We start from the raw sequence: 26708 nt of genomic DNA, 5'->3' as shown, positions 1-26708 counted from the left end.
TCACGGGGCGGCGCTGGCCATCGCCGGCTCCGCCGGCTCCGCCGGCGGCGCCTCGGTGACGGTCTCATCGACGTCCGCCCCCACATTGATCGCCGCATACGCCCGCTGCACCGCAATCGCTTCACGGCTGCCGGCGCCATACAATTCCTGCGCCGCCTCGACCATCTTGGCGCGCGCATCGGCGTAATTGGTGCTGGACGTGAACTTCGTCGTGTTCGCCTTGAACCAGATCTTGAAGGCCTTGTCGATGCCGATGCCGGTCATCGCCGCCGGCGATTTCACCAGGTATTTGCTGTAGTAGTCGCCCGTCTTGTCTTCCTTTGACCCCTGCGACAGGAAGTAGAACATGCGGTTGTTCGGGCCGCTGCTGTAATGCACGTCGAGGCGGCGCAGCGCTGTGCTCCAGGCGTCCGGGCTGCTGCCGTCCTTGCTGGGGCGGTACATCCAGCGCAGCGGCGTGTTGTCGCGGCTGATCTCGGTGCCCAGCATCCAGTCGTTGCCGGTCGAAGGAATCGCCTCGACCTTGCCGCCGGCGCGCGCATAGGCTTCCACCACCTCGCCGCCGATGTCCGAACTCGATTCATTGAGGCCGCCCGACTCGCCCGAGTACACGAGATCGGAGGTGGCGGCGGTCACCCCGTGGCCCATCTCGTGGCCGATCACGTCGATCGAGCCGAGGCTGTTGAAGCTCGAGCCGTCGCCGATGAACATGCAGCGGCAGGTGTCGCTGTAGTAGGCGTTGTCGTAGGCGGTGTTCACGTGGACGGCGATGTAGGTCGACGTGTTCTTGCCGTCGAGCGACTGCCAGCCGAGCACGTTCTTCAGGGCGTCATAGGTATTCATCAGGCCCCACATGGCGTTCACGGCGGCGGTCTGGCCGTTCGCGTCCGTCGTGCTGCCGCCGCGGATATACTGCTTGCCGTCGCCCCAGGTGTTGCTGCTGTGGGTGTACATGTTGCCGGCCTTGCTGCCGCCGTCGGCGTTCGTGATCGCCATCGCGCCATAGGTGCCGCCGGTGCCGCGCTCGGGGTCGAGCATGCGGTACAGGCCGTCGCTGAAGGTGGTGCTGATCGGCACCTCGCCGTTGTACTGGCTCTTGCCGACGCCGATCACCGTTTGCAGCGCGCTCCAGCGGTCGAGGATGCGGCCATCCCTGGCGCTGACGACCGTGTCGTAGTAGTGCGGATGGGCGCCGCGCAGCATGCGCGTGCGCACCAGGTAGGCCAGTTCGTAGCGGTCGACGACTTCCTGCATGTCCAGGGCGTTCAGTTCGCCTTCGAGCTTGCCTGCCGCACCGGGTACGCGCTCCATTTTCATGACCGGATAGATCAGCAGCTCGGCCGTCGGCGGCGCCACGTGGGTGGCATCCTGGCCGGCGGCGGCCAGGGTCGCACCGACGGCCGCGTCGATGGCGGCCCTGGATGGCGTCAGCGGCCTGACGCTGAAGTCGCGCGTCGTTGCGCCCAGGCGGTTGGCGGCGCCGCGCCCGAGGTGCAGGCGGCGGTCGGAGGCCGATTCGGAGACGATGGCGCCCGCCGCGTCGACCACCACCACCGACTCCGAACCGAAGACGCGCAGGCCTTTATAGGTGTGGGCGGCGCGCACCACCTGCGTGCCCTGCACGCCCGGATGCTGCTGGGCGACGGCGAAGCCATGGTTGTTGTCGAGGCCAAGCGTGGCGCGCGCCCCGCTCAGCTTGGCGACGAGCGCGGCGGTGGCTGCCACGGACTGCACTTTTGGGGCGCTCATCAGTGGGGTTGGAACCGCGGCCACAGTGGAGCTGGCGATCAGGACGCCCAGAGGCGCCAACAGCAGGCGGGAAGGAAGCTTCATCATGTCTCCAGTTGAAGTTTCCCGGCCGTAAAATTCGGCCGGACATCAAGGGAGTGTGGACGAGCCTCAAGAAATGGACTTGCTTAAACGCAAGAAGCCCCGCACGCTGCGCAGGCGCGCAACGGCGGGGCCGTTCAGCCGGGGGCGATCAAACGAGCACCCCGCTGATTCGCTCAGTAGCGGCTGTCGTAGCGGTCATTCGGATAACGATCCGGGTAACGATCCGACTCGCGATCCGAGTCGCGATCCTTCAGCAGGAAGTAAGCGGCCGCGCCGACGGCGCCGGCGATGGCCACTTTCTTGGCCAGGCCCGCCTTGTTGTGCTGCCATTCCGACTTGATGCCCATCTCGCCCAGGATATTCGGCACATGGCCTTGGGCCAGATCCTCGACGATACCTTCGACCACGTTGATGCGGTCGGCGCCGAGCAGGATCAGCCAGTGGCGGATGTCGTTCTCGGAGAACTTGAAGGCGGCGCGCCGCAGCAGGCCCGACAGGCCCGACGGCGGCTGCACCGTGCCGTGCAGCTGGGTGATGCCGGGACGCTCGTTCGAGACCAGCACCTCGACGCGCTGCTCCTGGGCCTGCGGCTCGGGCATGTTGGCCGGGGTGTAGCGCGGCGGGGTGCGCTCCATCGGCACGGCGGGACGGTTCTTGTGGTCGAGGTCGGCGCCCCAGCCCTTGATGTGCCCCATTTCCTCGCGGGTCTTGCGGTGCTGGCGCAGTTGCGGCTGCACCGGATGGTGCTCGTGGCCGGCATGATCATGGTCGTGATCGTGCTGGTGCTCGTTGTCGTGGCCGATATGGACGGTCATGTCGCGGTTATCCATGCGTGTGCCTCCTTATTTCGAAACGCTGGCCGCCACGGCGCGCACTTCGTGGGCGCGCGGCGGGATCAGGATCGGCTTGATGCAGTTGTCGAGTTTGCTCGAGAAGATGTGGTAAGCATCGGCCACCTCTTCCAGCGGGATGCGGTGGGTGATGATCTGCTTCGGATCGATGTGACCGGCGCGGATGTGCTCGATCAGGCGCGGCAGGTGGCGCTTGACGCTGGCCTGGTTCATGCGCATCGTGATGCCCTTGTTGAGCGCGTTGCCGATCGGGACGGCGTTGAAGGTCGGGCCGTAGACGCCGACGATCGAGACGTTGCCGCCCTTCCTCACCGAGTTGATGCACCAGTGCAGCACGGTGGCCGCGCCGGCCTGCATCTTCATCAGGCGCCCGGTGACGGTCTGGGCCACGCTGCCGGCCGCGTCGCCGCCGACGGCGTCGATGCAGACGTCCGCGCCCAGCCAGTCGGTCATCTTCTTGATGTGCAGCGCCATGTCGCCGACGTCCTTGAAGTTGACCACCTCGCACTGCGCGTAGTTCTTGACGAATTCGAGGCGGTAGTCGACCTCGTCGACCACGATCACGCGGCCCGCGCCGAACAGCCAGGCCGACTTGGCGGCGAAGATACCGACCGGGCCGGCGCCGAACACGACGACGGTGTCGCCTTCCTTGATGTCGCCCATCTCGGCGGCCTGGTAGCCGGTCGGCAGCGCGTCGGTCAGCAGCACGGCGTCGTCGTCGACGATGTCGTCCGGGATCTTGATCGGGCCGACGTCGGCCATCGGCACGCGCACATATTCGGCCTGGCCGCCGTCATAGCCGCCCGCCGTGTGCGAATAGCCGTAGATGGCGCCGACGGCCGTTGCCTGGGCGTTGGTGTTGTGGCAGTTACCGTAAAGTTCTTTCTGGCAGAAGAAACAGGAGCCGCAGAAGATGTTGAAGGGCACCAGCACGCGGTCGCCCACCTTCAGGGTTTCCACCTGGGAGCCGACTTCCTCGATGATGCCGATGAACTCGTGGCCGAAGGTATGGCCGACCCGGGTATCCGGCACCATGCCGTGATACAGGTGCAGGTCGGAACCGCAGATGCACGAGCGCGTTACGCGCACGATGGCATCGCCCGGATGTTCGATCACGGGATCCGACTTGTGGGTGGCGCGGACACGGTAAGGCCCCCGATAGTTCATTGCCAGCATAAATTCCTCCTCGAAAGTTTGCGGTGCTCATCCTTGGTAAAACCTTGATGATGAGCGCGTAGAACCTAAACTTATGTCAAAACGCTATCGAATGCGATATGCGCACGGAAAGGAACCCATGTTTTTTAGCGCTTTTTAGCACCATGTTCGGGTTCCGTTCGCAGCAGGAAACGAGAAGTTCCTGTTGGCAGCGCAATGATGGCTGCCAGCCTTAAAGCTGGCGCGCCTCGAAGGTATTGCATTGCTGGATATCGCCGCCCTCGAAGCCGCGCTTGAACCAGCGTACCCGCTGCGCCGAACTGCCGTGCGTGAACGAATCCGGCACCACTGTGCCGCGCGACTGGCGCTGCAGGGCATCGTCGCCGATCGCCGAGGCCGTGGCCAGCGCGCTTTCGATATCGCCCTGCTCGAGGAAGGCTTCCTTCTGCTGGGTGCGGTTGGCCCAGACGCCGGCGAAACAGTCGGCCTGCAATTCCAGGCGCACGGACAGCGCATTCGCCTCGGTCTCCGAAGCTTGCGCCTGGGCCCGGTTGACCTGATCCGACACGCCGACCAGCTTCTGCACGTGGTGGCCGACTTCGTGGGCGATCACATAGGCTTGCGCGAACTCGCCGCCGACCTTGAAGCGCTCTTCCATCAGGCGGAAGAAACTCAGGTCGATGTACACCTTCTGGTCGGCCGGGCAGTAGAACGGGCCGGTGGCCGCGTTGCCGGCGCCGCAGGCCGTTTGCGTGCGGCCTTCGAACAACTGCAGCGTCGGCGCCCGGTAGGTGCCGCCCTGGGACGCGAAGATCGGCGTCCAGGCGTCCTCGGTATAGGCCAGCACGGTGCGCACGAAGCGCGACTCGCGGTCGTCCGCCTGGGGTGCGTTCGGATTGCGCGGCTGCTGCACCTGGGGCGCCGGCCCGCCGCCGCCCATCATCCCGATCACCGTGCCGGGGTCGACGCCGAAGAAGAGCGAGGCGACGAGGGCGATCGCCACCGTCCCCAGGCCGATCCCGCGGCCGCCGATCGAAAAACCTCCACCGCCGCCACCGCCGCCGCGGTTGTCTTCGACGTTACTGCTCTCGCGGTCGCCTTCCCATTTCATCGCGGCCTCCGCAGGTTGGACGAGTTCGAGCTTTCGCGGGCATCCTTGAGACGGAATTCGTCGTCCGCCCCCAGGCCGGCGCGGGCTTCGTCGTGAAGGATGCGTTCACGCCGTTCGCGTTCGACCTCGCGGTCGACGCGCACGTGTTCCTGATCCGGAAGTAATGGCTTCATGCTGATCCTTGTGCTGTGGTTGCGCTGGCACCGTTGCCAACTTGAACGTGGATGCAGTATGGACGCGGCGTTTCGAACGGTATGTTCGGGCATTCACATAAGGGCCAACCCTGTCCGCTCGCCCGCTTTGTACGCCAGCGTACGGAAGAGCAGCCTGGCTGCGCGCATGCTGCCCTTATGAGCGCCAATCACATCGATACCGACGCCCTGCTCGCGCTGGGACAGGCCCTGCTGCGCGCAGGCTACCAATTCACGACCGTCACCCCGGCCACCCACCGCCGCGTCAACGGCCGCCCTGAAAACGCCTGGGCGCGCGACCTGCGCGGCGTGTTCGGCTGGAGCCGGCCGTTCCGCGCCGACGCCATCGCGCCCGAGATCGTCGACCTGATGCGGCGCGCCGGCGTGCTCGACGAACGCGAAGACAGGCTGTGCGCGCGCGTACGCGCCTCGACCATCGGCACGCGCCTGTATTTTCATTCGGCCTTCCCGACTCATGAGGAGGACGCGGTCTTCTTCGGGCCCGACACCTATCGCTATGTCGCAGCCCTGAAGCGCGAGATGGACACGCTGGCGCCGCCGCGCCGCGCCGTCGACATCGGCGCCGGCGGGGGGCCGGGCGCGATCGAGGTGGCGGCGCGCTTTCCCGACGCCGAGACGATCGCCGCCGACATCAACGAGCGCGCCCTGCTGCTCGCCGGCGTCAACGCACGCCTGGCCGGCACCGCGAACGTCAGCGCGCGCCACAGCGACCTGTTGAAGGATCTCGACGGCGAATTCGACCTCGTGCTGTCGAACCCGCCCTTCATCCTCGACCCCGACAAGCTGCGCTACCGTCACGGCGGCGACATGCGCGGCGCGGGCTTGTCCTTGCAGATCGTCGAGGCGGCGCTCGAACGCTTGCGTCCGGGCGGCACACTGCTGCTCTACACGGGCATCGCGATCGTCGACGGGTGCGACGAATTCCTTGCGGCGATACGGCCACGCCTGGAGGCGGCCTGCAGTCAGTGGCGGTACGAAGAGCTCGATCCCGACATCTTCGGCGGACAGCTCGACTGCGAAGGCTATGAAGAGGTCGACCGGATCGCGGCGGTGTGGCTGCGCGCGACCAAACGTTCTTAGAGCTGGGCGAGCCTGGGCGCGACTTCGTACAGGCTGGCCGCTTCGCAGCTCGGCCTCGCCTGCGAATCGTTCACCAGGCGGCCGGGATTGAACCAGCAGCTGTCGATGCCGAAGCGGTTGGCGCCGAGGATGTCGGCGTCGAGCCGGTCGCCGACGATGACCGTCTCCCCTTTCGCGAAGCGGCGCGCCATGCGCGTGCTGTAGTCGAAGAAGCGGCTGTCCGGCTTGGCGTGGCCGCAGGCCTCCGAGGTGGCGACAAACGAGACGTATTGGCCCAGGCCTGAAGCGGCGATGCGCTGGTGCTGGATGCTGTCGACGCCATTGGTGATGATGCCGATCTCGCCGATCGCGGCCAGGGTCTCGCACAGCCGGCGCGCCCCATCGATCAGCACCACGCTCTCCGACAGGGACTCGAGGTAGAGCGCGCTCGCCGCTTCAGGATCGAGCGCGAGGCCGTTCTGCTGAAAGGTCTGGCGGAAGCGTTCCACCTTCAATACGTCCTTGCTCACCATTCCCTCCTCGAAGCGGCGCCACAGCGCCAGGTTGATGGCCTGGTACTGCAGGAAGATACCGTCGATGTCTTCTTTCAGGCCGAGCCCCTGCATGGTGCGGACGAAGGAAAGCCGTTCTGAGGCCTTGAAGTCGAGCAGGGTGTCGTCGAGGTCGAAAAGGAATAAGCGGTGTTTCACGGGGTCGTTTAACGCTGAGTGAGCGGCTGCATGTTAGCACGGCTCTGCGCGCCGCATCGGCCGCCCGCCTGGCCGGCGAAATGGCTCCCTGCGGGAGCAGAGTACGGCGGGTGGGATTCGCCCACGTGCCGCGGGCCGCCCTCGCGCTTGCAAGCGCGAGTCTTCGAATCTTCCGCCTTGGCGACACACGGGAAGCGCGAAGGCGCTTCCCTCTTCTGCGCCACCAAATAAAAAAGGACTCCCGAGGGAGTCCTTTTTTATTTATTGGCGGGAACCCACGGTACGATTTAACGTACGCCTGATTTCGAGTCAGGTACATTCGACCACTCTGCCACCTCTCCTAAATCGGTGTTGCGGTCGCTGCAAGAGGCTCGCATTATAGCGAGCGATCCGATGGTGCGCAAGGGAATGATGTAGGGTGGGCATGCCCACGCGTACGTGCCGATGCGTCACGCACCATTTGCCAACATCTCCATGCTCGCATTTCGTGGTGCTTATGTGCTGTGCGGCGCACGAGGGCTCGTACGCGTGGGCATGCCCACCCTACGGTGCACAACCGTCTCGAAATGAAAAAGGGCTCCCGTTTGGGAGCGAACCCACGGTACGATTTAACGTACGCCTGATTTCGAGTCAGGTACATTCGACCACTCTGCCACCTCTCCTAAATCGGTGTTGCGGTCGCTGCAAGAGACCAACATTATAGCCAGCCTCCGGGCAAAACGGAAGAGCTATTTGCGGTGTGCGCTCAGGCCGCTGGCAACAAGCGCTCCAGCCCGCCCATATACCCGCGCAGCACTTCCGGAATCACCACGCTGCCGTCAAGCTGCTGGTAGTTCTCCAGCACCGCCACCAGCGTGCGGCCCACCGCCAGGCCGGAGCCGTTCAGGGTGTGCAGCAGTTCCGGCTTACCCTGGGCGTTGCGGAAGCGGGCGCCCATGCGGCGGGCCTGGAAGGCTTCGCAATTCGACAGCGAGGAGATCTCGCGGTAGGTGTTCTGGGCCGGCAGCCAGACTTCCAGGTCGTAGGTCTTGGCAGCGCCGAAGCCCATGTCGCCGGTGCAGAGCGACATCACGCGGTACGGCAGGCCGAGCGACTGCAGGATGGTCTCGGCGTGGCCGACCATCTCTTCCAGCGCCGCGTACGACTGCTCCGGATGCACGACCTGCACCATCTCGACCTTGTCGAACTGGTGCTGGCGGATCATGCCGCGGGTGTCGCGGCCGTAGCTGCCGGCTTCCGAGCGGAAGCATGGGGTGTGCGCCGTCATCTTCAGCGGCAGCGTATCGAGCGGCACGATCTCGTCGCGCACGATGTTGGTCAGCGAGACTTCCGACGTCGGGATCAGGTAGAAGGTTTCGCCCTCGCCTTCCGCGCCGCCCTTCTTCACCGAGAACAGGTCTTCCTCGAACTTCGGCAATTGGCCGGTGCCGCGCAGCGAATCGGCATTCACCATGTAGGGCGTGTAGCACTCGGTATAGCCGTGCTTGTCGGTGTGGGTGTCGAGCATGTACTGGGCCAGCGCGCGGTGCAGGCGCGCGATGCCGCCCTTCATGACCGAGAAGCGCGAGCCGGTCAGCTTGGTCGCGGTATCGAAGTCCAGGCCCAGCTTTTCGCCGATGTCGACGTGATCCTTGACCTCGAAGTCGAACGACGGCGGCGTGCCGATCTTGCGCACTTCGACGTTGCCGGTTTCGTCGACGCCCTGTGGCACCGATTCGTGCGGCAGGTTCGGGATCGCGGCCATGAAGTCGGCCATCTTTCGCTGCACCTCGCCCAGGGCCGCCTCATTGGCTTTCAGCTCATCGCCCAGGCCCGCCACTTCCGCCATCACGCCGGCCGTGTCCTCGCCCTTGCCCTTGAGGATGCCGATCTGCTTCGACAGCGAGTTGCGCTTGCCCTGCAGTTCTTCGGTGCGGGTCTGCAGCGCCTTGCGCTCGGCTTCGATCGCATTGAAGCCAGCCACGTCGAGCTGGAACTTGCGCGCGGCCAGGCGGGCGGCGACGGTGTCGATGTCTTTGCGGAGGAGTTGGATGTCTATCATTGTCGGGCTATCGTAGTAGGGGTCGGGACAGCGGACTGTCGCGCAGTTTGTCTAATCTGCAATTGTACCAAGGAGGCAGCGTTTCTTGAGGCGCGGATTATGAGGTTCCCGCATCCTCGTCCAGTTGGCGCAGGAAGGCCAGTTTTTCCGCCACTTTCGCCTCCACCCCGCGCGGCACCGGCTGGTACCAGCGCGGTTCCGGCATGCCCTCGGGCAGGTAGGTTTCGCCGGCCGCATAGGCGTTCGGCTCGTCGTGGGCGTAGCGGTATTCGTGGCCGTAGCCGAGTTCCTTCATCAGCTTGGTCGGCGCGTTACGCAAGTGCACCGGCACTTCGCGCGACTTGTCCTTGCGGACAAAGGCCATGGCCGCATTGAAGGCGTTGTAGCCGGCATTGCTCTTGGCCGCAACCGCCAGGTAGACGACGGCCTGGCCGAGGGCCAGCTCGCCTTCCGGGGAGCCGAGACGCTCGTAGGTGGTCGCGGCGTCGTTGGCGATCTGCAGCGCGCGCGGGTCGGCCAGGCCGATGTCTTCCCAGGCCATGCGCACGATCCGGCGCGACAGGTATTTGGCATCCGCCCCGCCATCGAGCATGCGGCACAGCCAGTACAGGGCCGCGTCCGGATGCGAGCCGCGCACCGACTTGTGCAGGGCCGAGATCTGGTCGTAGAAATTGTCGCCGCCCTTGTCGAAGCGGCGCGAATTCAGGGTCAGCGCGTTGTCGACGAACTCGCCGGTGATCGTCGTGATGCCGCTCGTCTCGGCCGAAGTCTTGGTCTGCTCGAGCAGATTCAGGAAGCGGCGCGCGTCGCCGTCGGCATAGCCGATCAGGGTGGAAATCGCGATCTCGTCGAACTTCAGGTGCGCCAGCACGCGCTGCTGCGCGCGCGCCAGCAATTGGCGCATCTCGTCGTCGCTCAGGGCTTTCAGCACATACACCTGCGAGCGCGACAGCAGCGCCGAGTTGACCTCGAACGAGGGGTTCTCGGTGGTGGCGCCGATCAGCGTGACCAGTCCCGACTCGACGAAGGGCAGCAAGGCGTCCTGCTGCGATTTGTTAAAGCGGTGGATCTCGTCGATGAACAGGATCGTGTGCTTGCCGCGCGCCAGGTACTGCTCGGCCTGTTCGACCGAGGCGCGGATGTCCTTCACGCCCGACAGCACGGCCGACAAGGCGATGAACTCGCAGTCGAAGGCATAGGCCGTCAGGCGCGCCAGCGTGGTCTTGCCGACGCCGGGCGGCCCCCACAGGATCATCGAGTGCGGCTTGCCCGATTTGAAGACCAGGTTCAGCGGCTTGCCCGGGCCGAGCAGGTGGCTCTGGCCGATGACTTCGTCGATGGTGCGCGGGCGCAGGGCTTCGGCCAGCGGGGCGGCCGGTTCGTTCTTGAACAGGTCATCCATGGCGGCCTCCGGCAACGCATGGGATCGGGACGATGAGCAAAAAGTTATGCATGCGGCTAGTGTAGCCGATGCGCCCGTGCCCCGCGAATGCACACGCGGCCCGTCACAAACAATTGTTTTAACCTTATAAACAAATGTTTACTGGTTGTTGACCTCGGCGCCCTTCGGCATCTCGAACTTGAACTGCTGCGCGCCCAGCGCCGGGTTGCGCTGGAAGCTGGTGAACTTCAGCACCGAGGTCTGGCCGAAGGTGTCCTTCAGTTCCATCGCTTCGGGCGTGCCGTTCTTCAGGCCGATGCTGATCTGTTCGAAGGTCGTGTCCTTCGCCTTCGGGACGGCGTTCAGCCATTCGAGGCCGTCGCGGGTGCCCGCTTCCGAAAGGGTGAAGTTCTTTTCCAGGTCGTTGCTGCCGAACAGGATGGCGGCCGGCGAAGAGCCGAGGGCGTTGCCGAGCTTCTTGACGGTGACCTGGTTCAGATCCTTGTCGTAGATGTAGAGCGAGTCGCCGTCGGCCTGCAGCAGCTGGTCGTAGGGCTTGGTGTAGTTCCAGATGAACTTGCCGGGACGGGCGAAGACGAAGCTGCCGCTGGAAACCGGGGAGATCTTGCCGGTCTGGGACTTGCGTTGCTGTTGCTGGGTGAATTCGCCCTTGGCCGACTTGGTGGTGGCGACGAAGGATTTGAACTGGTCGAGGGCGGTCGCGTGGGCGGTGCCGGACAGGGCCAGGGTCAGGGTAGCGATCAGGGCGATTTTGTTCTTAGCGATCATTGGGATCCTTTTCAGTGTGCGGTGTGCATGCGCACGTAACGCGTGGGCTCAGGAGCCCACCCTACGTTACGCGGCGGAATCGGTCGGTGCGGAAGCCAACAACCGCACCGAAAACCATTTACTCCGCCTGGGTGGCCGGCACGAGGATGTCGCGGTTGCCGTTGCTTTGCATCGGCGAGACGACGCCGCTTTGCTCCATCTGTTCGAGCAGGCGCGCGGCGCGGTTGTAGCCGATGCGCAGGTGGCGCTGCACGAGCGAGATCGAGGCGCGGCGGTTCTTCAGCACCACGGCCACGGCCTGGTCGTACATGGCGTCGGACTCGCCGCCGCATTCGCCTGCCGTTTCGCCGCCGGCGCTGGCGCCACCCTCTTCCAGCGTGCCGCCTTCCAGGATGCCTTCAATGTAATTCGGCTCGCCCAGCGACTGAAGATGTTTTACAACTCGATGCACTTCGTCGTCCGAGACAAACGCGCCGTGCACGCGCACCGGCAGGCCGGTACCCGGCGGCATGTAGAGCATGTCGCCCATGCCCAGCAGCGCCTCTGCGCCCATCTGGTCGAGAATGGTGCGCGAGTCGATCTTCGAGCTCACCTGGAACGCGATGCGGGTCGGGATGTTCGCCTTGATCAGGCCCGTAATCACGTCCACCGACGGACGCTGGGTCGCCAGGATCAAGTGGATGCCGGCCGCACGCGCCTTTTGCGCGATGCGGGCGATCAGCTCTTCCACCTTTTTACCGACCACCATCATCAGGTCGGCCAATTCATCGATGATGATGACGATCGTCGGCAGCTTTTCCAGCGGCTCGGGATTGTCCGGCATGATCGAGAACGGATTCGGGATGTGCTCCTCGCGCTTGGCGGCATCGAGGATCTTGGCGTTGTAGCCGGCCAGGTTACGCACGCCGAGCTTCGACATCAGCTTGTAGCGGCGCTCCATCTCGTTCACCGCCCAGTTCAGCGCGTGGCCGGCCTGGCGCATGTCGGTCACGACCGGCGCCAGTAGGTGCGGAATGCCTTCGTAGACCGACATCTCCAGCATCTTCGGATCGATCAGGATCAGGCGCACGTCCGCCGGATCGGATTTGTAGAGCAGCGACAGGATCGTCGCGTTGATGCCGACCGACTTACCGGAACCGGTGGTACCCGCCACCAGCAGGTGCGGCATCTTGGCCAGATCGGCCACCACCGGCTTGCCGGCGATGTCCTTGCCCAGCGCGACCGTCAGGTTCGAGGGGCTGTCGTTATAGACTTTCGAGCCGACGATCTCCGTCAGACGCACGATCTGGCGCTTCGGGTTCGGCAGTTCCAGCGCCATGTAATTCTTGCCGGGGATGGTTTCCACGACACGGATCGAGGTCAGCGACAGCGAACGCGCCAGGTCGCGCGCCAGGTTGACGATCTGGCTGCCCTTCACGCCGGTGGCCGGCTCGATTTCGTAGCGGGTGACGACCGGGCCCGGGAAGGCGGCCACGACTTTCGCTTCGACGCCGAAGTCGGACAACTTCTTCTCGATCAGACGGCTGGTGAATTCGAGGGTGTCGACGGCCACGGTTTCCTGCACCGGCGGCGGTTCGTCCAGCAGCGACAGCGGCGGCAGCGGCGAGTCGCCCGGCAGGTCGCGGAAGAGCGGCGTCTGCTGCTCCTTGACGGCGCGCTCGCCCTTCGGCACCGACATCATCTGCGGTTCGACCCGGATCGGGGCAGGTTCGGCAGGCACAGTCTGGGCGGCGGTGGCGATGGACGTGCCTGGCGCCGGCGCGGCCAGCGAAGGCGCGACGCGCACCGGCGCCGGCACGTGGGCAGGTATCGAAGCGGGCTCATCGCCGTCATCGAACTGCGGCTCGGCGCGCGCCGGCGTCCGCAGCGGCGGCGCCGGCTTGTCGAGGTGCTTGGCCCGTTCGCTCACGACGGCTTCGTCGCGCTGCACGGCCGCGGCTTCGCCCTGGCGCCGGTCTTCGCGGTCTTCCACGCGCAGGCGGAACCAGTCCATGGTGCGCTCGAACAGTTCGCCGATGCGCTCGGCCACGGCCAGCCAGGAGACCTGGAAGAACAGCGAAAAGCCCAGGCCGAACAGCAGCAGGAGCAGCAGGGTCGCGCCGGTGAAACCGAAAGCGACCTGCGAGGAGTGGCCCAGCAGCTGGCCCAGCACGCCGCCCGGGGCGCGCGGCAGTTCCACATCCCAGGACCACATGCGCAGGTACTCGAGGCCGACGCTGCCGGCGAACATCAGGGCGAAGCCGATCCAGCGGACGATGAATTCGTCCTGGTGTTCCGGTTCCGCGGGCGTCGGCAGCTTGTTGGTCAGGCGGCGCCAGCCGCGCCAGACGGCGCGCAGGAAGAGCGCGCCCCACCACCAGGCGGAAAAGCCGAAGATATACAGCAGCAGGTCAGCCAGCCAGGCGCCGGCCTTGCCGCCCAGGTTGGTAATCACGGGCACCACGTTTTCGTGCGACCAGCCCGGATCGGCCTTGTTGTAGCTCAGCAGAATCAGCACGAAGTACAGGAACACGACGGCCATGGCGATCCAGCGCGCCTCCAGCAGGAGACGGGCGAGACGGCGCGGCATCGGCGATCGCGGGGACGGATGACGGGGTGGAATCGGGGGTTGGGCGGGACTCTTCTTGCTCATGCTGCTGGATGCTGATCTGTTCGCTTTGGCGGAATCCAGCCATTCTAAGGCATATATTGCCGGACGGCCCGTCATTCATGCTCGTGCGCATCATCGTCTATAATCCATGCTGCATCTGGGTGGCTTGATTTGTGTTCCCTTCGCCCCCAGTTTCCCATTTCTTACCCTCACTACCTTGCACCCCATGACCACTAAGAAACACGCCAAAGTCCTGATCCTCGGTTCCGGTCCCGCCGGCTACAGCGCCGCCGTCTACGCCGCGCGCGCCAACTTGAGCCCGATGCTGGTCACCGGCGTCGAACAGGGCGGCCAGCTGATGACGACGACCGATGTCGAGAACTGGCCGGGCGATCCGCTGGGCGTGCAGGGCCCGGAACTGATGGCGCGCCTGCTGCAGCACGCCGAGCGCTTCAATACCGAGATCGTGTTCGACCACATCCACACGACCTACCTGAACGAAAAGCCGATCCGCCTGGTCGGCGACTCGCACGAATTCACCTGCGACGCCCTGATCATCGCCACCGGCGCCTCGGCCCAGTACCTCGGCCTGGAATCGGAACAGGCCTTCATGGGCCGCGGCGTCTCGGCCTGCGCCACCTGCGACGGCTTCTTCTACCGTAACCAGGAAGTGGCGGTCATCGGCGGCGGCAATACCGCGGTCGAAGAAGCCCTGTACCTGGCCGGCATCGCCTCGAAAGTCACGCTGATCCACCGCCGCGACAAGTTCCGCGCCGAGCCGATCCTGGTCGACCGCCTGATGCACAAGGTCAAGGAAGGCAAGATCGTGCTCGAACTGAACCACACGCTGGACGAGGTCGTGGGCGACAACAGCGGCGTGACCGGCCTGAAACTGCGCTCGACGTCGGGCGAGGCGACCAAGGAACTGACCGTGCACGGCCTGTTCGTGGCGATCGGCCACAAGCCGAACACGATGATCTTCGAAGGCCAGCTCGAGATGCACAACGGCTATATCAAGACCCGCAGCGGCACCGAGGGCATGGCCACCGCCACCAGCGTGCCGGGCGTGTTCGCGGCCGGCGACGTGCAGGATCACATCTACCGCCAGGCGATCACCAGCTCGGGCACCGGCTGCATGGCCGCGCTCGACGCCCAGCGCTACCTGGAAGCCCTGGAAGACGACCAGAAATAAAGGAAGCAGAAACACGATGGCGGGCATGAAGGACTTTGCCGATCTGAAGGGCTTGCGCGACCAGCTCCAGGAAGACGCACGCGTGCGCGCCATCGAAGCGGCCGAACGCGAGAAACGCGAGCGCATCGCGCGCGAGCGGGCGATCGAGTTCCGTAGCGCCATGGACGGCGTCAAGAAGATGCCCGAGTCGAACCGCTACGTCTACCGCCCGGTGCAGGAAGCGCTGCTGCGCGAGCAGCCGCAGCGCCGCGTCCTGTCGCAAGAAGAGGATGACGCCCTGGTGCTGCAGCAGTCGCTGTCCGACATGTTCGACGTCGACGGCCTGCTCGACGACGATCCGACCCTCAGCTACGCCAAGGACGGCGTCGGGCCCGACGTCGTCAAGAAGCTGCGCAAGCGCCACTGGCCCGTGCAGGACGAGCTCGACCTGCACGGCATGACGCGCGATATCGCGCGCGGCCAGGTCGGCGATTTCGTGCGGCGTTCGGTACGGCGCGGGGTGCGCTGCGTGCGCATCATCCACGGCGTCGGCTATGGCTCGCCCAACGGCGAACCGGTACTGCGCTCGGTCGTGCACAGCTGGCTGGTGCAGCTGGACGAGGTCGTCGCATTCTGCGTGGCCAACCGTGCCGATGGCGGCCATGGCGCCCTGGTCGTGCTGCTGAAACCCGCGCTCGACCGGTAATCTGTTGTTGACAACCAACTAGCGCGCCGTAAATGCAAGGGTGCGTTGTAGAATTCGGCGTGGCTGCGTGCCGTGGTTACTTTCATAAGGACATTCTTTGAATCCAGTTCCGGCCGAGCCGATGCCCGCCCCCAGCCAGGTCGACCTGGCATCCTGCGCCGATGAGCCGATTCATACCCCCGGATCGATCCAGCCGCACGGCTTCCTGCTCTTCATGGACGGTGAAGGCCGGCTTGAAGGCTGGAGCACGAACGCGCCCGCCTCCCTCCTTCCCGTCCTGCAGCTGGGCCGCCCCTATGCCGAACTGCCGCTCCCGGCCGCCAGTCTCGAGCTGATCGCCGAGTGCGCCGGCGCGCTGACCGAGGGCGAATGCCCGCCCGCGATGGCGGCGGTGGCACTCGACGGCCGCGACTATGACGCGATCGTGCACGCCACTGCCGGACGCATCGTCGCCGAATTCGAAACGCGCATGGTGCCGGCCGACGAGGTCGCGCTGTTCGCGGTCAAGGCGCACAGCTCGATCGAGCGTGTGCGGCGCCAGCGCAGCATCGACGCGCTGCTGGAGTCCGCCGTGCGCCAGGTACGCGAGTTCACCGGTTTCGACCGCGTCATGGCCTACCGTTTCCGTCCGGACGACAGCGGCGACGTCGTCGCCGAAGCGCGGCGCGAGGATCTGCCGGCCTTTCGCGGCCAACGCTATCCGGCCGGCGACATCCCGGCCCAGGCGCGCCGCCTGTATGTATTGAACACCCTGCGCATGATCGCCGACATCGGCTACGCGCCGGTGCCGCTGCTGGGCGCGCGCGGCGCGCCGGCGCTGGACATGAGTTTCGGCGTGCTGCGCAGCGTCTCGCCGATCCACGTCGAATACCTGCAGAACATGGGTGTGCAGGCCTCGATGAGCGTCTCGATCGTGATCAACGGGCGCCTCTGGGGCCTGCTCGCCTGCCACCACATGACGCCGAAGGCCGTGCCCTATGCGATCCGCATGGCGGCCGACGTGCTGGCCCAGGTGCTGGCCTCGACGGTGCAGAGCATCGAGGCGCGCCTGGATGCCGAACTGGTCGAACGCGCCGCGCGCGTGCGCACCGACCTGGTCGAATCGCTGCTGGTCGACGAGGAGCCGCTCGACGCCCTGGCCCGCCACGCCGACGCCCTGCTCGAGGCCACCGGCGCCCAGGCCATGGTCTGCCTGCACAACGGCAAGGTGTTGCAGCATGGGCCGATCGAGCGCGACGTCGCCGAAACCATCGCCCATGCGCTGCCGGCCGACGCCACCGAGATGCTGGTGCGCCAGGACGTGAAGGAGTGGCCGCAGGAGAGCCAGCCTCTGCTCGGCAAATGGGTCGGCCTGCTCGGCCTGCCCTTCGATCCGCCCGGCGGCGGCTGGTGCCTGCTGCTGCGTACCGAACAGATCGAGCACGTGTCCTGGGCCGGACGCCCGGAAAAGTCGATCGGCTACGGCCCGCTGGGCGCGCGCCTGACCCCGCGCGGCTCCTTCGATGCCTGGCACGAAACCGTGCTGGGCCTGGCGCATCCGTGGGAGCCGGCGGTGCTGGCCAATGCGCGCCTGATGCTGTCGGAACTGCTGCGCGCCTCGAACGCGCGCCGTGCCCAGACCGAGTCCACCCGCGCCCAGTTGCTGGCCATGCTCGGCCACGACCTGCGCGACCCGCTCAATTCGATCAACATGGCCGGCACCCTGCTCGAACGCGGCAGCGGCGGCGGCAACCAGCCGACCCTGGGCAAGCGCATCCAGTCCTCGAGCAACCGCATGCAGCGCCTGATCGGGCAAGTGCTCGACATGAGCCGCATCGACGGCGGCCTGGGCCTGGGCATGCTGCTCGAACCGCTCGACCTGGGCGTGCTGGTCGACGACATGGTCGACGAGATGCGTCTGGCCTATCCGACCATCCGCTACGAGTATGTCAATCCCGGCGTCACCATGGTGCGCGCCGATGCCGGGCGCATGTCGCAGGTGTTGTCGAACTTGCTGAGCAACGCGCGCCACCACGGCCAGGTCGGCCATCCGATCCGTGTCGCACTGAAGTCCGAGCCGGGCTGGGCCACGCTGGAAGTGGCCAACAACGGCGCCCCGATCGCCGAGGACCTGGCCGCCAACCTGTTCAACCCGTTCAAGCGCAGTTCGCTGCACAACCCGCTCAACCGCAGCGGCATGGGGCTGGGACTGTATATCGTCGCTACCATCGTGCGCGAGCACGAGGGCGAGATCGCGTATCGGCATGAAGGTGGGCAGGTGGTGTTCAGCGTACGCCTGCCGCTGGCGGAGATGGAGCGGGCCGGCCCGACCTGATTCGCGTAGGGTGGACTCGAGAGCCCACCCTACAATACGCACCAATCGCCACTGGACTCTGCGGCATGTTAGGCTAGCAACATGCCAACTGAATAGTCCGCTGCATGACCCTCATCAAGTTCATCGAAATCATGGCGATCCTGGTCGGCGCGTTTTCCGGCTTCATCGAAGCGCGCCGCAAGCGCATGGATCTGGTGGGGGTGTTCACGGTCGCCTTCATCGCTGCCTTCGGCGGCGGCACCCTGCGCGACATCCTGCTGGATCGCCGGCCGCTGTTCTGGGTCACCCACCAGGAATACGCGATCGCCATCTTCGTGCTGGCACTGATCGCCTCTCCCCTTATCCGCACCCTGCGCCACATCGTTTCCGAACGCCTGATCGTGATCGCCGACGCCGTCGGCCTGGGCCTGTTCTCGATCGCCGGCACCTCGGCGGCGCTGGACGCCAACATGCCGCTGTTTATCGCCTCGATGATGGGCGTGATCACGGGGATCTTCGGCGGCGTGCTGCGCGACATCGTCTGCAACGAAGTGCCGATGGTGTTCAGGGATGGCAAGCCCTACGCGCTGTGCGCCTTCCTCGGGAACTGGATGTTCCTGCTGCTGGGGCTGTACACGAATGCGTCGCACGATTTCGCGTTGTGGACGAGCGCCCTGTCCATCAGTGTGATGCGGCTCGCGTCATGGAAGTTCGACATTCAGATGGGCCGTTAAATGTCCGATCGGCCCGAAGGCTCGATGTAGGGTGGACGGCTCTGCCGTCCACGCTGTGATCGTTGGCAGCGAGATCAACCGGCACCATATCGGAGCCCCTGCCTATCACCGCGTGGACGGGAGACCCGTCCACCCTACGGTCGGCGTCCCCTTTGTTCGTGATTACACCGCGTCTGCGCCGGTCTCGCCGGTACGGATGCGAATCACCTGCTGCACGTCCTGCACGAAAATCTTGCCGTCGCCGATCTTGCCGGTGCGGGCGGCCTTGATGATGGCGTCGACCACCTGATCCACGATGGCGTCGTCGACCACGACTTCGATCTTCACCTTCGGCAGGAAGTCGACCACGTATTCGGCGCCGCGATACAGCTCGGTATGGCCCTTCTGGCGGCCGAAGCCCTTCACTTCGGTGACCGTCAGGCCGGTCACGTTGACGTCGGCCAGCGCCTCGCGCACTTCGTCGAGTTTGAAAGGCTTGATCACGCAGGTAATCTGTTTCATGTCTGCTCCTGTCTTGAATGGTTGATTGTTATTGTGTGTCCGGGATGTTGGCCAGGTCGTCGAGCCAGACCGTCGCTTCCGAATCGCTCGGGGCGCGCCAGTCGCCGCGCGGCGAGAGCGAGCCGCCGTTGCCGACCTTCGGGCCGTTCGGCACGCAGCTGCGCTTGAACTGGCTGGTCTTGAAGAAGCGCCAGAGGAAGATCGCCAAGACCCGCTTGATCGCGGCCAGGTCGTATTCGTTGCGCGCGCCATGCTCGTCCGGCCAGCGGCCCTCGTTCTTCGCGCGCCAGGCCGAATACGAGAGGAAGGCGACCTTCGAGGGCGTGAAGCCGTAGCGCAGGATGTAGTACAGGTTGAAGTCCTGCAGCTCGTAGGGGCCGATCACGTTTTCGGTGATCTGCGCGGGCTTGTCGTCGCCCTCCTTGCCGGGCACGAGCTCGGGGCTGATCTCGGTGTTCAGGACGTTGAGCAGCACCTCGCCGCCGCCCTTGACCACCGCGCCGGTCTCGGCCACCCAGCGCACCAGGTGCGCGATCAGGGTCTTGGGCACGCTGGCGTTCACGTTGTAGTGCGACATGTGGTCGCCCACGCCATAGGTGCACCAGCCCAGCGCCAGCTCGGACAAGTCGCCGGTGCCGATCACGATGGCGTTCAGGTGGTTCGCGAGACGGAACAGGTGATTGGTGCGCTCGCCCGCCTGCACGTTCTCGAAGGTGACGTCGTACTGCTCCTTCCCTTCCGCGAACGGATGGTTCAGATCTTTTAGCATCTGCAGGCAGCTCGGGCGGATGTCGATCTCGCGCGCCGTGCAGCCGACCACCTCCATCAGCGCATGCGCCTGCTGCAGCGTGCGCCCGCTGGTGGCAAAGCCGGGCATGGTATAGGCCAGGATGTTGGTGCGCGGCAGGCCGAGGCGATCCATGGCGGCGGCGCAGACCAGCAGCGCGTGGGTCGAGTCGAGCCCGCCCGACACGCCGATCACCACCTTCTGGATGCCGCTCGAAGACAGGCGTTGGATCAGGGCCTGCACCTGGATGTTGTAGACCTCGGTGCAGCGCTCGTCGCGCAGGGCGCGGTCGGCCGGCACGTAAGGAAAACGTTCGATCTCGCGGCTCAAAGGCAGCGTCGCCTCGAACGGCAGCGCGAGTTTCACACGCTGGACGCGGAAGCGGGCAACTTCGTCCGCATGGCGCCGCGCCGACTGGGCGAAGGTGGTGGCGCGCATGCGTTCCTGCGACAGGCGCTCCAGATCGACGTCGGCGTAGATGATGTGCGACTCGTCGAGGAAGCGCGCCGACTCGGCCAGCATCTCGCCCTTCTCGTAGATGATGGACTGGCCGTCCCAGGCCATGTCGGTGGTCGATTCGCCGCGGCCGGCCGAGGTGTACAGATAGGCTGCCATGCAGCGCGCCGACTGCTGGCTGACGAGCTGGTGGCGGTAGGTGCTCTTGCCGACCAGGACGTTCGAAGCCGACAAATTCACCAGCACGGTGGCGCCGGCCATGGCCGCAAAGGAGGATGGCGGCACCGGCACCCAGACGTCTTCGCAGATCTCGACGTGGAAGCGCAGCAGCGGCAGGTTCTCCACCTCGAACACCTGATCCGGGCCGAAGGGCACGATCTCGCCGAACAGCTCGACGCAATCGACGGCGGCGCTTTCGGCGGCCGAGAACTGGCGCGATTCGTAGAACTCGCCATAATTAGGCAGGAAGCTCTTGGGCACCAGGCCGAGCACGCGCCCGTTCGCGACCACGGCCGCACAATTGAACAGCTGGTGATTGACCCGCAGGGGCAGGCCCACTACCATCGCCAGAGGCAGGGTGCTCGATGCCTCAACGATCGCGCGCAGGCCGTCCTCGCAAGCGTCGAGCAAGGCCTTCTGGTGGAACAGGTCGTCGCAGCTGTAGGCGGACAGGCCCAGCTCCGGAAAGGCGACCAGGGCCGCGCCCTCGGCCGCCGCCTGGCGCGCCAGCGTGAGGGTCTGCTCGACGTTGTACGCCGGGTCGGCGATGCGGCAGCGGGGAATGGCCACCGCCACGCGCGCGAATCCGTGGGAATACAGATTGAAGAATCGGTTGTTCATTCTGATGTCTTTCGCAGGCGGGAAGTGCGGAGCGCCAGCTTGCCGCGCCGGTCTCCGGAACCACTTCTTTTAGGTGTAAAGGCAATTTTGAATTATCGCACGCATATCGTTTCATCCTTGTCCGAGATCGGGCAATCCGCCTGGGATGGCTTGCTGGCACAGCAGGAAGAAGCCAACCCGTTTCTTTCCTACGCCTTCCTGCACGCCCTGCACGAATCCGGCAGCGCCGCGCCCGAGACCGGCTGGCAGCCGCAGTACATCGCGCTCTACGACGGCGACACGTTCGCCGCCGCCCTGCCCCTGTACGTGAAAGGCCATTCCTACGGCGAATACGTGTTCGACTGGGCCTGGGCCGACGCTTACCAGCGCCACGGACTCGCGTACTACCCGAAGCTGCTGGCGGCGATCCCGTTCACGCCGGTGGCGGGCCCGCGTCTCCTGGCCGTCGACGAGGCGGCGCGCGCGGCCTTGATCGACGTGCTGCAGGCGACCCAGCGCGCCACCGAGGTGTCCTCGACCCACATCCTGTTCCCGCCCGAGGCGCACGCGCGCCAGCTGCAGGAGGCCGGCTTCCTGCTGCGCAGCGGCGTGCAGTTCCATTGGCTGAACCCCGGCTATGCCAGCTTCGACGAGTTCCTGGCCACGCTGGAGCAGAAGAAGCGCAAGAACATCCGCGCCGAGCGGCGCAAGGTGCGGGAAGCCGGCGTCGTCATGCGCCGCGTGCGCGGCGCCGACGTCACGGACGCCGACTGGAAGCTGTTCAACCGCTGCTACCGCCACACCTATGCCGCGCATTATTCGACGCCCTACCTGAACCTGGATTTCTTCCGCCGCATCGGCCGCACCATGCCCGAGAACATCCTGCTCGTGATCGCCGAGCGCGACGGCCGCCCGATCGCCGCCTCGCTCGTGATCCATACGGCCGACACGCTCTACGGCCGCTACTGGGGCGAACTGGAACACGTACCCTGCCTGCATTTCGAGGCGGCTTACTACCAGCCGCTCGAGTTCTGCATCGAACAGGGCATCAAGACCTTCGAGGGCGGCGCCCAGGGTGAACACAAGATGGCGCGCGGCTTCCTGCCGACCCGCACCTTCTCGGCGCACTGGCTGGCGCATCCCTCGTTCGCCGACGCGATCGAACGCTTCCTCGAACGCGAGGCGGGTGGGATCGACGAGTACATGAGCGAATTGAACGAGCGGAATCCGTTCAAGGGGTGAGTCTTGGGGGTCGTAGGGTGGGCTCTCCGAAGAAAAGCCGTCATGGCGGCTATTGGCCTCCATGACCCCACGCGGTACAGGGTTGGATCGGGGTTACGGCAAGCGATGCCGTGGTGGTATGCAAACGCACGAACGCGTGGGCATGCCCACCCTACGTCAGGAGCACCAGCGCTGCGCCGATTCCCGCTGCCGGCAACACATAGCGACCGTAAGGAACCCCGCGAATCGGCGCCAGCTCGCAATCCCACCGGAACCCGATCCGCAGGTACATCCGCAGCGCAGATTCCATCACGGGACTCGTATGCAGCCCCACGGTAGGCGCCCCCGCGTCGCGCGCACTCTCCAGGCAGGCTGCGACCAGCCGCCGCCCGACACCGTGCCCGCGCGCGGCGGGATCGACCACCAGCATCCGGATCACCGACCATGCATCGGGAAAGATCGCGCTGCGCGGCCGCCCCGGCCCCACATGCACTACCGCGCCCAGGATCGCGCCGCCGGATTCGGCCACGAACAGATCCCCGCCCGCGGCCAGCTCCGCCATCCGCCCGATGCCCTCGATGAAGCTCGGCCAGTCTTCATACTGTCCTTCGTACTGGGCAAAAGCGGCGCGCGCGACGGCGTTGACCCGATCCGCATCGGCCGGCATGAAAGGCCTGACCACGACCGCGCTCATACGAACAGCGAAGGCTGGCTGTCGGCGTAATCGCGCAGCAGGTTCCACACCACTTTCACGCGGCGCAGGCGATACAGATCGGTGGGCGCGGCCAGCCAGAACGAGCGCTCGGCGAAGAAGCCGGGCAGCACCGGCACCAGGCTGCCGTCCGGCGGGATCGCATACGGCGGCGCCATCATCAGGCCCATGCCGAGTGCGGCGGCTTCGATCTGCGCCGTCATGCCGGAGCAGCACAGGCGCCGGCGCGGCGTGAAACCGAGTTCGTCGAGATAGGACAGCTCGCGGCTGGCCAGGCGATCCTGCACGTAGTCGACGAAATAGTGCTGCGACAGATCCGACAGGTGGCGGATCGGCGGATGGCGCGCGAGATAGCCTGGCGAGGCGTACAGGTAGAAGCGGAACGAGGCCAGGCGCGTGACCATGTAGCGGCCGGTGGTCGGCGGGTCGAGCATCACGCCCAGATCCGCTTCGCGGTTGGCCAGGTTGGCAAAGCTCGGCAGCGCCAGCAGGTCGATTGTCAGGTCGGGGTTCGCATCGAGCAGGCCGACCAGCAGCGGCGCCACCACTTTCACCCCGAACACCTCCGGCACCCCCAGGCGCACCACGCCGTGCGCCGCCACTTCCGCCCCGCCCAGCTGCTCGGCCGCGGCCAGGGCCGCGCCTTCCATCGCTTCGGCATGGGGCAGCAGCGCCAGGCCCATCTCGGTGAGCTCGTAGCCTTCGCGCGAGCGGTCGAACAAGGTGGTGCCGAGTTCCTTTTCCAGGCGGTCGATGCGGCGCGCCACCGTCGTGTGCTCGACGTCGAGCCGGCGCGAGGCGCCCGAGAGCGTGCCCGCGCGCGCCAGTTCGAGGAAGAATCGCAGGTCGGTCCACTCGGGCAGGGTATTCATCGGCGCACTGTTCGTTATCGATACAGCGTATTGTGCACCAGTGCACATTCCTCCCGCAATCAATTCCCATATGCATGCTTCAGGGCGCCAAAATTGTGCACTTGCAGCATTCCTCCTGCATACACCATGCCCCCTTACAGTGCAGCGGCCTGTGCAATTACGCACAAGGGGTGGGCGCGTTGTTATCTTTTCAGCCAGACAGAAGCGGAGCACACTGTTTTGCGTGCGATTCCAAGCATGCCCCTAGAGCCTAACCCAGCAGAAGGAGTCGCTGCCGGGATAGGTTCTTTCCAAAAATTAGGAGACAACGATGCACCTGACAACACAAAAAAAGAAACTGGTCACCCATTGCGCCGCCGCCCTGCTGGCCCTGTCCAGCGGTGCCATGGGCGCCGCCCATGCCCAGCAATCCTCGGGCGCGCCCGCCCTTGACGGCGAGAGCGCATCCGACGTCCAGAAAGTCGTCGTCACCGCGCGCCGCCGCGAGGAAACCCTGCAGGACGTGCCGGTGTCCGTCACCGCGTTTTCCGCCGACCAGCTCTCCAAGCAGGGCGTGCCCGACGTGACCGCCCTCGCCCTGGCGCTGCCGAACACCACCCTGAAAGCCTCGCGCGCCACCAACTCGACGCTGACCGCCTTCATCCGCGGCGTCGGCCAGGCCGACCCGCTGGCAGGCTTCGAATCGGGCGTCGGCATCTACATCGACGACATCTACCTGGCCCGTCCGCAAGCCGCCGTGGCCGACATCTACGACGTCGAGCGCATCGAGGTGCTGCGCGGCCCGCAGGGCACCCTGTACGGCCGCAACACCATCGGCGGCGCCGTCAAGTACGTCACCCGGAAACTCGGGCCGAAGACCGACATCCGCCTGCGCGGCACGGTCGGCAACTACGGCCAGAAGGACGCCGTGGTCACCCTCGGCACCCCGGTCTCCGACACCCTGCGCATCGGCGCCACCGCCGCCCGCTTCAAGCGCGACGGCTTCGGCAAGAACCTCTACACCGGCGCCGAGAACTACGACAAGGACGTGCACGCGCTGCGCCTGTCGGCCGAATTCACGCCGACGCCCGATCTCTTCATCCGCGTCGCCGCCGACGGCACGCAAGACGATTCGAGCCCGAAGAACGGCCACCGCCTGACCGTCGGCCGCACCAGCGGCGCGCCGATCCTCGGTAACGAATTCGACACCCGCGCCAGCCTGACCCGCGCCCAGGGCCACGAGCAGGAAGTCACCGCGCACGGCGTCTCGGCGCTGATCGAATACCGCCTCAACGACCAGTTCTCGTTCAAGTCGATCACGGCCAGCCGCAAGGACAAGTCCTGGGCGCCGATCGACTTCGACGCCCTGCCGGTCGTCGACATGGAAGTGCCGGCCCTGTACAAGAACGAGCAGTTCAGCCAGGAATTCAACGCAACCTATACGGGCGACCGTATCCAGGGCGTGGCCGGCGTGTACTACATCGACGCCCAGGCCTACAACAAGTTCGACACCATCCTGGCCGGCGCATTCCCGTCCTCGACCTTCACCAGCGGCGACGTCGGCACCAAGGCCTGGGCCGCCTACATCGACGGCAGCTACAACTTCACCGATGCCCTGAGCCTGTCGCTGGGCGGCCGCTACACGGTCGACAAGCGCAGCGCCGACATCTACCGCCAGATCTTCCTCGGCCTGAACGGCTCGCCGGGACTGGGCAACCCGAACGCCATCCCGTTCCGCGTCGACACCGACATGCGCGGCCTGGAGCGCGAAGACAAGAAGTTCACCCCGCGCGTGGCCGTCAACTACAAGTTCAACGCCGACCACAACGTCTACGCGTCGTACTCGGAAGGCTTCAAGGGCGGCGGCTTCGATCCGCGCATTAACATCGCCGGCTTGCGCCTGCCGGTGGCGGAAGCGCGCCGCGGCTACAGCCCGGAAACCATCGAGACGGTCGAACTCGGCCTGAAGTCGGCCTTCAACGGTGGGCGCATCACGACCAACACCGCCCTGTTCTTCAGCGACTACCAGGACGTGCAGATTCCGGGTTCGGTGGCGATCGACACCAACGGCGACGGCCGCGACGACAGCTTCGCCGGCGTGACCACGAATGCCGGCAAGGCCAAGATCCGCGGCTTCGAGTTCGAAGCGGTGGCCAACCTGACGCGCGACTTCACCCTGGCCGGCATGTACAGCTACATCGACGCCGAGTACCGCGAATACATCATCAACAACGTGAACGTCGCCAGCCAGCGCGTGTTCCAGAACACACCGCGCAACTCGGGCAACCTGCGCGCCAACTACGACATCGCGCTGCCGCTCATGGGCCACAACGGCAAGATCTCGCTGATCGGCAGCGTCTCGTACAAGGGCGCCACCAACCAGTTCGAAACCGTGTCCCTGCTCGACCAGGATTCGTACAAACTGTACGATGCCAGCATCATCTGGACGCGCGCCGACGGCAAGATCCGCGCCGGCATCCACGGCAAGAACCTGAGCGACGAGCGCTACAAGACGGCCGGCTACCTGTTCCCGACCCTGGGCAACGAGGGCACGCTGACCGCCTTCTACGGCAATCCGCGCACGGTGTCGGCGACGGTCGAGTACCGCTTCTGATCCGTCGGGCGTAAGGAGCAGCAGTAGCCATTCCTCCACGCCGCCGCAAGCGGCGTGGACGGGCCCTCCTTCGCCCGCCATCCCCTCACAAGAACAACAGGATCTGCCAGC

The 26708-nt window shown here is 65.6% G+C and carries 21 protein-coding genes and 1 tRNA gene; 7 read left to right on the top strand and 15 right to left on the bottom strand.

Annotated features, from left to right (window positions below):
- The 5 genes from ASF77_RS12905 to ASF77_RS24655 form a co-directional block, all read right to left on the bottom strand.
- Complete coding sequence (locus tag ASF77_RS12905; protein ID WP_056340406.1) at window positions 1-1833, bottom strand: M4 family metallopeptidase; 1833 nt, start codon at window positions 1831-1833, stop codon at window positions 1-3.
- 173 nt (window positions 1834-2006) lie between these two features.
- Window positions 2007-2663 (bottom strand): hypothetical protein, encoded by a 657-nt coding sequence (locus ASF77_RS12900; RefSeq protein ID WP_200934172.1) that lies wholly within the window; start codon window positions 2661-2663, stop codon window positions 2007-2009.
- Between the two features lie 12 nt (window positions 2664-2675).
- Window positions 2676-3860 carry a zinc-dependent alcohol dehydrogenase gene (locus ASF77_RS12895; protein ID WP_056339753.1) on the bottom strand — a complete coding sequence of 395 codons (1185 nt, stop codon included), beginning with the start codon at window positions 3858-3860 and terminating at the stop codon, window positions 2676-2678.
- A gap of 211 nt (window positions 3861-4071) precedes the next feature.
- Entirely contained in the window at window positions 4072-4950 is an 879-nt protein-coding gene (locus ASF77_RS12890) for a neutral zinc metallopeptidase (RefSeq protein WP_056339750.1), read from the bottom strand.
- Complete coding sequence (locus ASF77_RS24655; protein WP_200934171.1) at window positions 4947-5123, bottom strand: hypothetical protein; 177 nt, start codon at window positions 5121-5123, stop codon at window positions 4947-4949. The genes ASF77_RS12890 and ASF77_RS24655 overlap by 4 nt, the downstream gene beginning before the upstream one ends.
- Before the next feature lie 177 nt (window positions 5124-5300).
- Between ASF77_RS24655 and ASF77_RS12885 the strand changes: the two genes are divergently transcribed.
- Window positions 5301-6242 carry a methyltransferase gene (locus ASF77_RS12885; protein WP_056339747.1) on the top strand — a complete coding sequence of 314 codons (942 nt, stop codon included), beginning with the start codon at window positions 5301-5303 and terminating at the stop codon, window positions 6240-6242.
- On the opposite strand, the gene ASF77_RS12880 is transcribed toward ASF77_RS12885, so the two are convergent.
- The 6 genes from ASF77_RS12880 to ASF77_RS12860 all read right to left on the bottom strand — a co-directional run bounded on the left by ASF77_RS12880 (window position 6239) and on the right by ASF77_RS12860 (window position 13774).
- On the bottom strand, window positions 6239-6931 hold the full coding sequence (locus ASF77_RS12880; protein ID WP_056339745.1) for a YjjG family noncanonical pyrimidine nucleotidase: 693 nt from the start codon (window positions 6929-6931) through the stop codon (window positions 6239-6241). The genes ASF77_RS12885 and ASF77_RS12880 overlap by 4 nt on opposite strands.
- A gap of 104 nt (window positions 6932-7035) precedes the next feature.
- Window positions 7036-7272, bottom strand: a tRNA-Ser gene (locus ASF77_RS24300).
- Window positions 7273-7676: 404 nt separating this feature from the next.
- On the bottom strand, window positions 7677-8972 hold the full coding sequence (serS, locus tag ASF77_RS12875; RefSeq protein ID WP_056339736.1) for a serine--tRNA ligase: 1296 nt from the start codon (window positions 8970-8972) through the stop codon (window positions 7677-7679).
- A 97-nt stretch (window positions 8973-9069) separates the two neighbouring features.
- Window positions 9070-10374 (bottom strand): replication-associated recombination protein A, encoded by a 1305-nt coding sequence (locus tag ASF77_RS12870; protein ID WP_056339734.1) that lies wholly within the window; start codon window positions 10372-10374, stop codon window positions 9070-9072.
- A 138-nt stretch (window positions 10375-10512) separates the two neighbouring features.
- On the bottom strand, window positions 10513-11142 hold the full coding sequence (lolA, locus tag ASF77_RS12865) for an outer membrane lipoprotein chaperone LolA (protein WP_056339732.1): 630 nt from the start codon (window positions 11140-11142) through the stop codon (window positions 10513-10515).
- Between the two features lie 118 nt (window positions 11143-11260).
- Window positions 11261-13774 carry a DNA translocase FtsK gene (locus tag ASF77_RS12860; protein ID WP_056339729.1) on the bottom strand — a complete coding sequence of 838 codons (2514 nt, stop codon included), beginning with the start codon at window positions 13772-13774 and terminating at the stop codon, window positions 11261-11263.
- A gap of 184 nt (window positions 13775-13958) precedes the next feature.
- On the opposite strand from ASF77_RS12860, the gene trxB reads away from it, so the two are divergent.
- The 4 genes from trxB (at window position 13959) to ASF77_RS12840 (ending at window position 18636) form a co-directional block, all read left to right on the top strand.
- Complete coding sequence (trxB, locus tag ASF77_RS12855) at window positions 13959-14924, top strand: thioredoxin-disulfide reductase (protein ID WP_056339728.1); 966 nt, start codon at window positions 13959-13961, stop codon at window positions 14922-14924.
- 16 nt (window positions 14925-14940) lie between these two features.
- Window positions 14941-15609, top strand: a complete 669-nt coding sequence (locus ASF77_RS12850; protein WP_056339725.1) for a Smr/MutS family protein — start codon at window positions 14941-14943, stop codon at window positions 15607-15609.
- Between the two features lie 97 nt (window positions 15610-15706).
- Window positions 15707-17923 carry an ATP-binding protein gene (locus ASF77_RS12845; RefSeq protein WP_229445419.1) on the top strand — a complete coding sequence of 739 codons (2217 nt, stop codon included), beginning with the start codon at window positions 15707-15709 and terminating at the stop codon, window positions 17921-17923.
- A gap of 104 nt (window positions 17924-18027) precedes the next feature.
- Window positions 18028-18636 carry a trimeric intracellular cation channel family protein gene (locus tag ASF77_RS12840; protein ID WP_056339719.1) on the top strand — a complete coding sequence of 203 codons (609 nt, stop codon included), beginning with the start codon at window positions 18028-18030 and terminating at the stop codon, window positions 18634-18636.
- Between the two features lie 162 nt (window positions 18637-18798).
- Here the strand turns inward: ASF77_RS12840 and ASF77_RS12835 are convergent, their stop codons facing one another.
- Both ASF77_RS12835 and ASF77_RS12830 read right to left on the bottom strand, forming a co-directional pair.
- Window positions 18799-19137, bottom strand: coding sequence for a P-II family nitrogen regulator (locus ASF77_RS12835; RefSeq protein WP_056339716.1), 339 nt, complete (start codon window positions 19135-19137; stop codon window positions 18799-18801).
- 28 nt (window positions 19138-19165) lie between these two features.
- Window positions 19166-21220, bottom strand: coding sequence for an NAD(+) synthase (locus ASF77_RS12830; RefSeq protein WP_056339713.1), 2055 nt, complete (start codon window positions 21218-21220; stop codon window positions 19166-19168).
- Window positions 21221-21307: 87 nt separating this feature from the next.
- Here ASF77_RS12830 and ASF77_RS12825 point away from each other — a divergent pair, with 87 nt between their 5' ends.
- Window positions 21308-22441, top strand: a complete 1134-nt coding sequence (locus ASF77_RS12825; protein ID WP_056339709.1) for a GNAT family N-acetyltransferase — start codon at window positions 21308-21310, stop codon at window positions 22439-22441.
- A 151-nt stretch (window positions 22442-22592) separates the two neighbouring features.
- Here the strand turns inward: ASF77_RS12825 and ASF77_RS12820 are convergent, their stop codons facing one another.
- Window positions 22593-23114, bottom strand: coding sequence for a GNAT family N-acetyltransferase (locus ASF77_RS12820; protein ID WP_056339707.1), 522 nt, complete (start codon window positions 23112-23114; stop codon window positions 22593-22595).
- Entirely contained in the window at window positions 23111-24004 is an 894-nt protein-coding gene (locus tag ASF77_RS12815; RefSeq protein WP_056339703.1) for a LysR family transcriptional regulator, read from the bottom strand. The genes ASF77_RS12820 and ASF77_RS12815 overlap by 4 nt, the downstream gene beginning before the upstream one ends.
- A gap of 310 nt (window positions 24005-24314) precedes the next feature.
- On the opposite strand from ASF77_RS12815, the gene ASF77_RS12810 reads away from it, so the two are divergent.
- On the top strand, window positions 24315-26597 hold the full coding sequence (locus tag ASF77_RS12810; protein WP_056339701.1) for a TonB-dependent receptor: 2283 nt from the start codon (window positions 24315-24317) through the stop codon (window positions 26595-26597).
- The last annotated feature ends 111 nt before the right edge of the window (window positions 26598-26708 follow it).

Source organism: Massilia sp. Leaf139 (assembly GCF_001424165.1).
Lineage (GTDB): Bacteria > Pseudomonadota > Gammaproteobacteria > Burkholderiales > Burkholderiaceae_D > Telluria.
This window is presented reverse-complemented; position numbering and strand designations above follow the sequence as displayed.

What these genes read in the sequence shown, in the direction of transcription:
- trxB (WP_056339728.1), top strand. Translation starts at nt 13,959, where the DNA reads ATGACCACTAAGAAACACGCCAAAGTCCTGATCCTCGGTTCCGGTCCC.
- ASF77_RS12850 (WP_056339725.1), top strand. Translation starts at nt 14,941, where the DNA reads ATGGCGGGCATGAAGGACTTTGCCGATCTGAAGGGCTTGCGCGACCAG.
- ASF77_RS12900 (WP_200934172.1), bottom strand. Translation starts at nt 2,663, where the DNA reads ATGGATAACCGCGACATGACCGTCCATATCGGCCACGACAACGAGCAC.
- ASF77_RS12835 (WP_056339716.1), bottom strand. Translation starts at nt 19,137, where the DNA reads ATGAAACAGATTACCTGCGTGATCAAGCCTTTCAAACTCGACGAAGTG.
- ASF77_RS12890 (WP_056339750.1), bottom strand. Translation starts at nt 4,950, where the DNA reads ATGAAATGGGAAGGCGACCGCGAGAGCAGTAACGTCGAAGACAACCGC.
- ASF77_RS12905 (WP_056340406.1), bottom strand. Translation starts at nt 1,833, where the DNA reads ATGAAGCTTCCTTCCCGCCTGCTGTTGGCGCCTCTGGGCGTCCTGATC.
- ASF77_RS12885 (WP_056339747.1), top strand. Translation starts at nt 5,301, where the DNA reads ATGAGCGCCAATCACATCGATACCGACGCCCTGCTCGCGCTGGGACAG.
- lolA (WP_056339732.1), bottom strand. Translation starts at nt 11,142, where the DNA reads ATGATCGCTAAGAACAAAATCGCCCTGATCGCTACCCTGACCCTGGCC.
- ASF77_RS12870 (WP_056339734.1), bottom strand. Translation starts at nt 10,374, where the DNA reads ATGGATGACCTGTTCAAGAACGAACCGGCCGCCCCGCTGGCCGAAGCC.
- serS (WP_056339736.1), bottom strand. Translation starts at nt 8,972, where the DNA reads ATGATAGACATCCAACTCCTCCGCAAAGACATCGACACCGTCGCCGCC.
- ASF77_RS12895 (WP_056339753.1), bottom strand. Translation starts at nt 3,860, where the DNA reads ATGCTGGCAATGAACTATCGGGGGCCTTACCGTGTCCGCGCCACCCAC.
- ASF77_RS12860 (WP_056339729.1), bottom strand. Translation starts at nt 13,774, where the DNA reads ATGAGCAAGAAGAGTCCCGCCCAACCCCCGATTCCACCCCGTCATCCG.
- ASF77_RS12840 (WP_056339719.1), top strand. Translation starts at nt 18,028, where the DNA reads ATGACCCTCATCAAGTTCATCGAAATCATGGCGATCCTGGTCGGCGCG.
- ASF77_RS12810 (WP_056339701.1), top strand. Translation starts at nt 24,315, where the DNA reads ATGCACCTGACAACACAAAAAAAGAAACTGGTCACCCATTGCGCCGCC.
- ASF77_RS12815 (WP_056339703.1), bottom strand. Translation starts at nt 24,004, where the DNA reads ATGAATACCCTGCCCGAGTGGACCGACCTGCGATTCTTCCTCGAACTG.
- ASF77_RS24655 (WP_200934171.1), bottom strand. Translation starts at nt 5,123, where the DNA reads ATGAAGCCATTACTTCCGGATCAGGAACACGTGCGCGTCGACCGCGAG.
- ASF77_RS12820 (WP_056339707.1), bottom strand. Translation starts at nt 23,114, where the DNA reads ATGAGCGCGGTCGTGGTCAGGCCTTTCATGCCGGCCGATGCGGATCGG.
- ASF77_RS12830 (WP_056339713.1), bottom strand. Translation starts at nt 21,220, where the DNA reads ATGAACAACCGATTCTTCAATCTGTATTCCCACGGATTCGCGCGCGTG.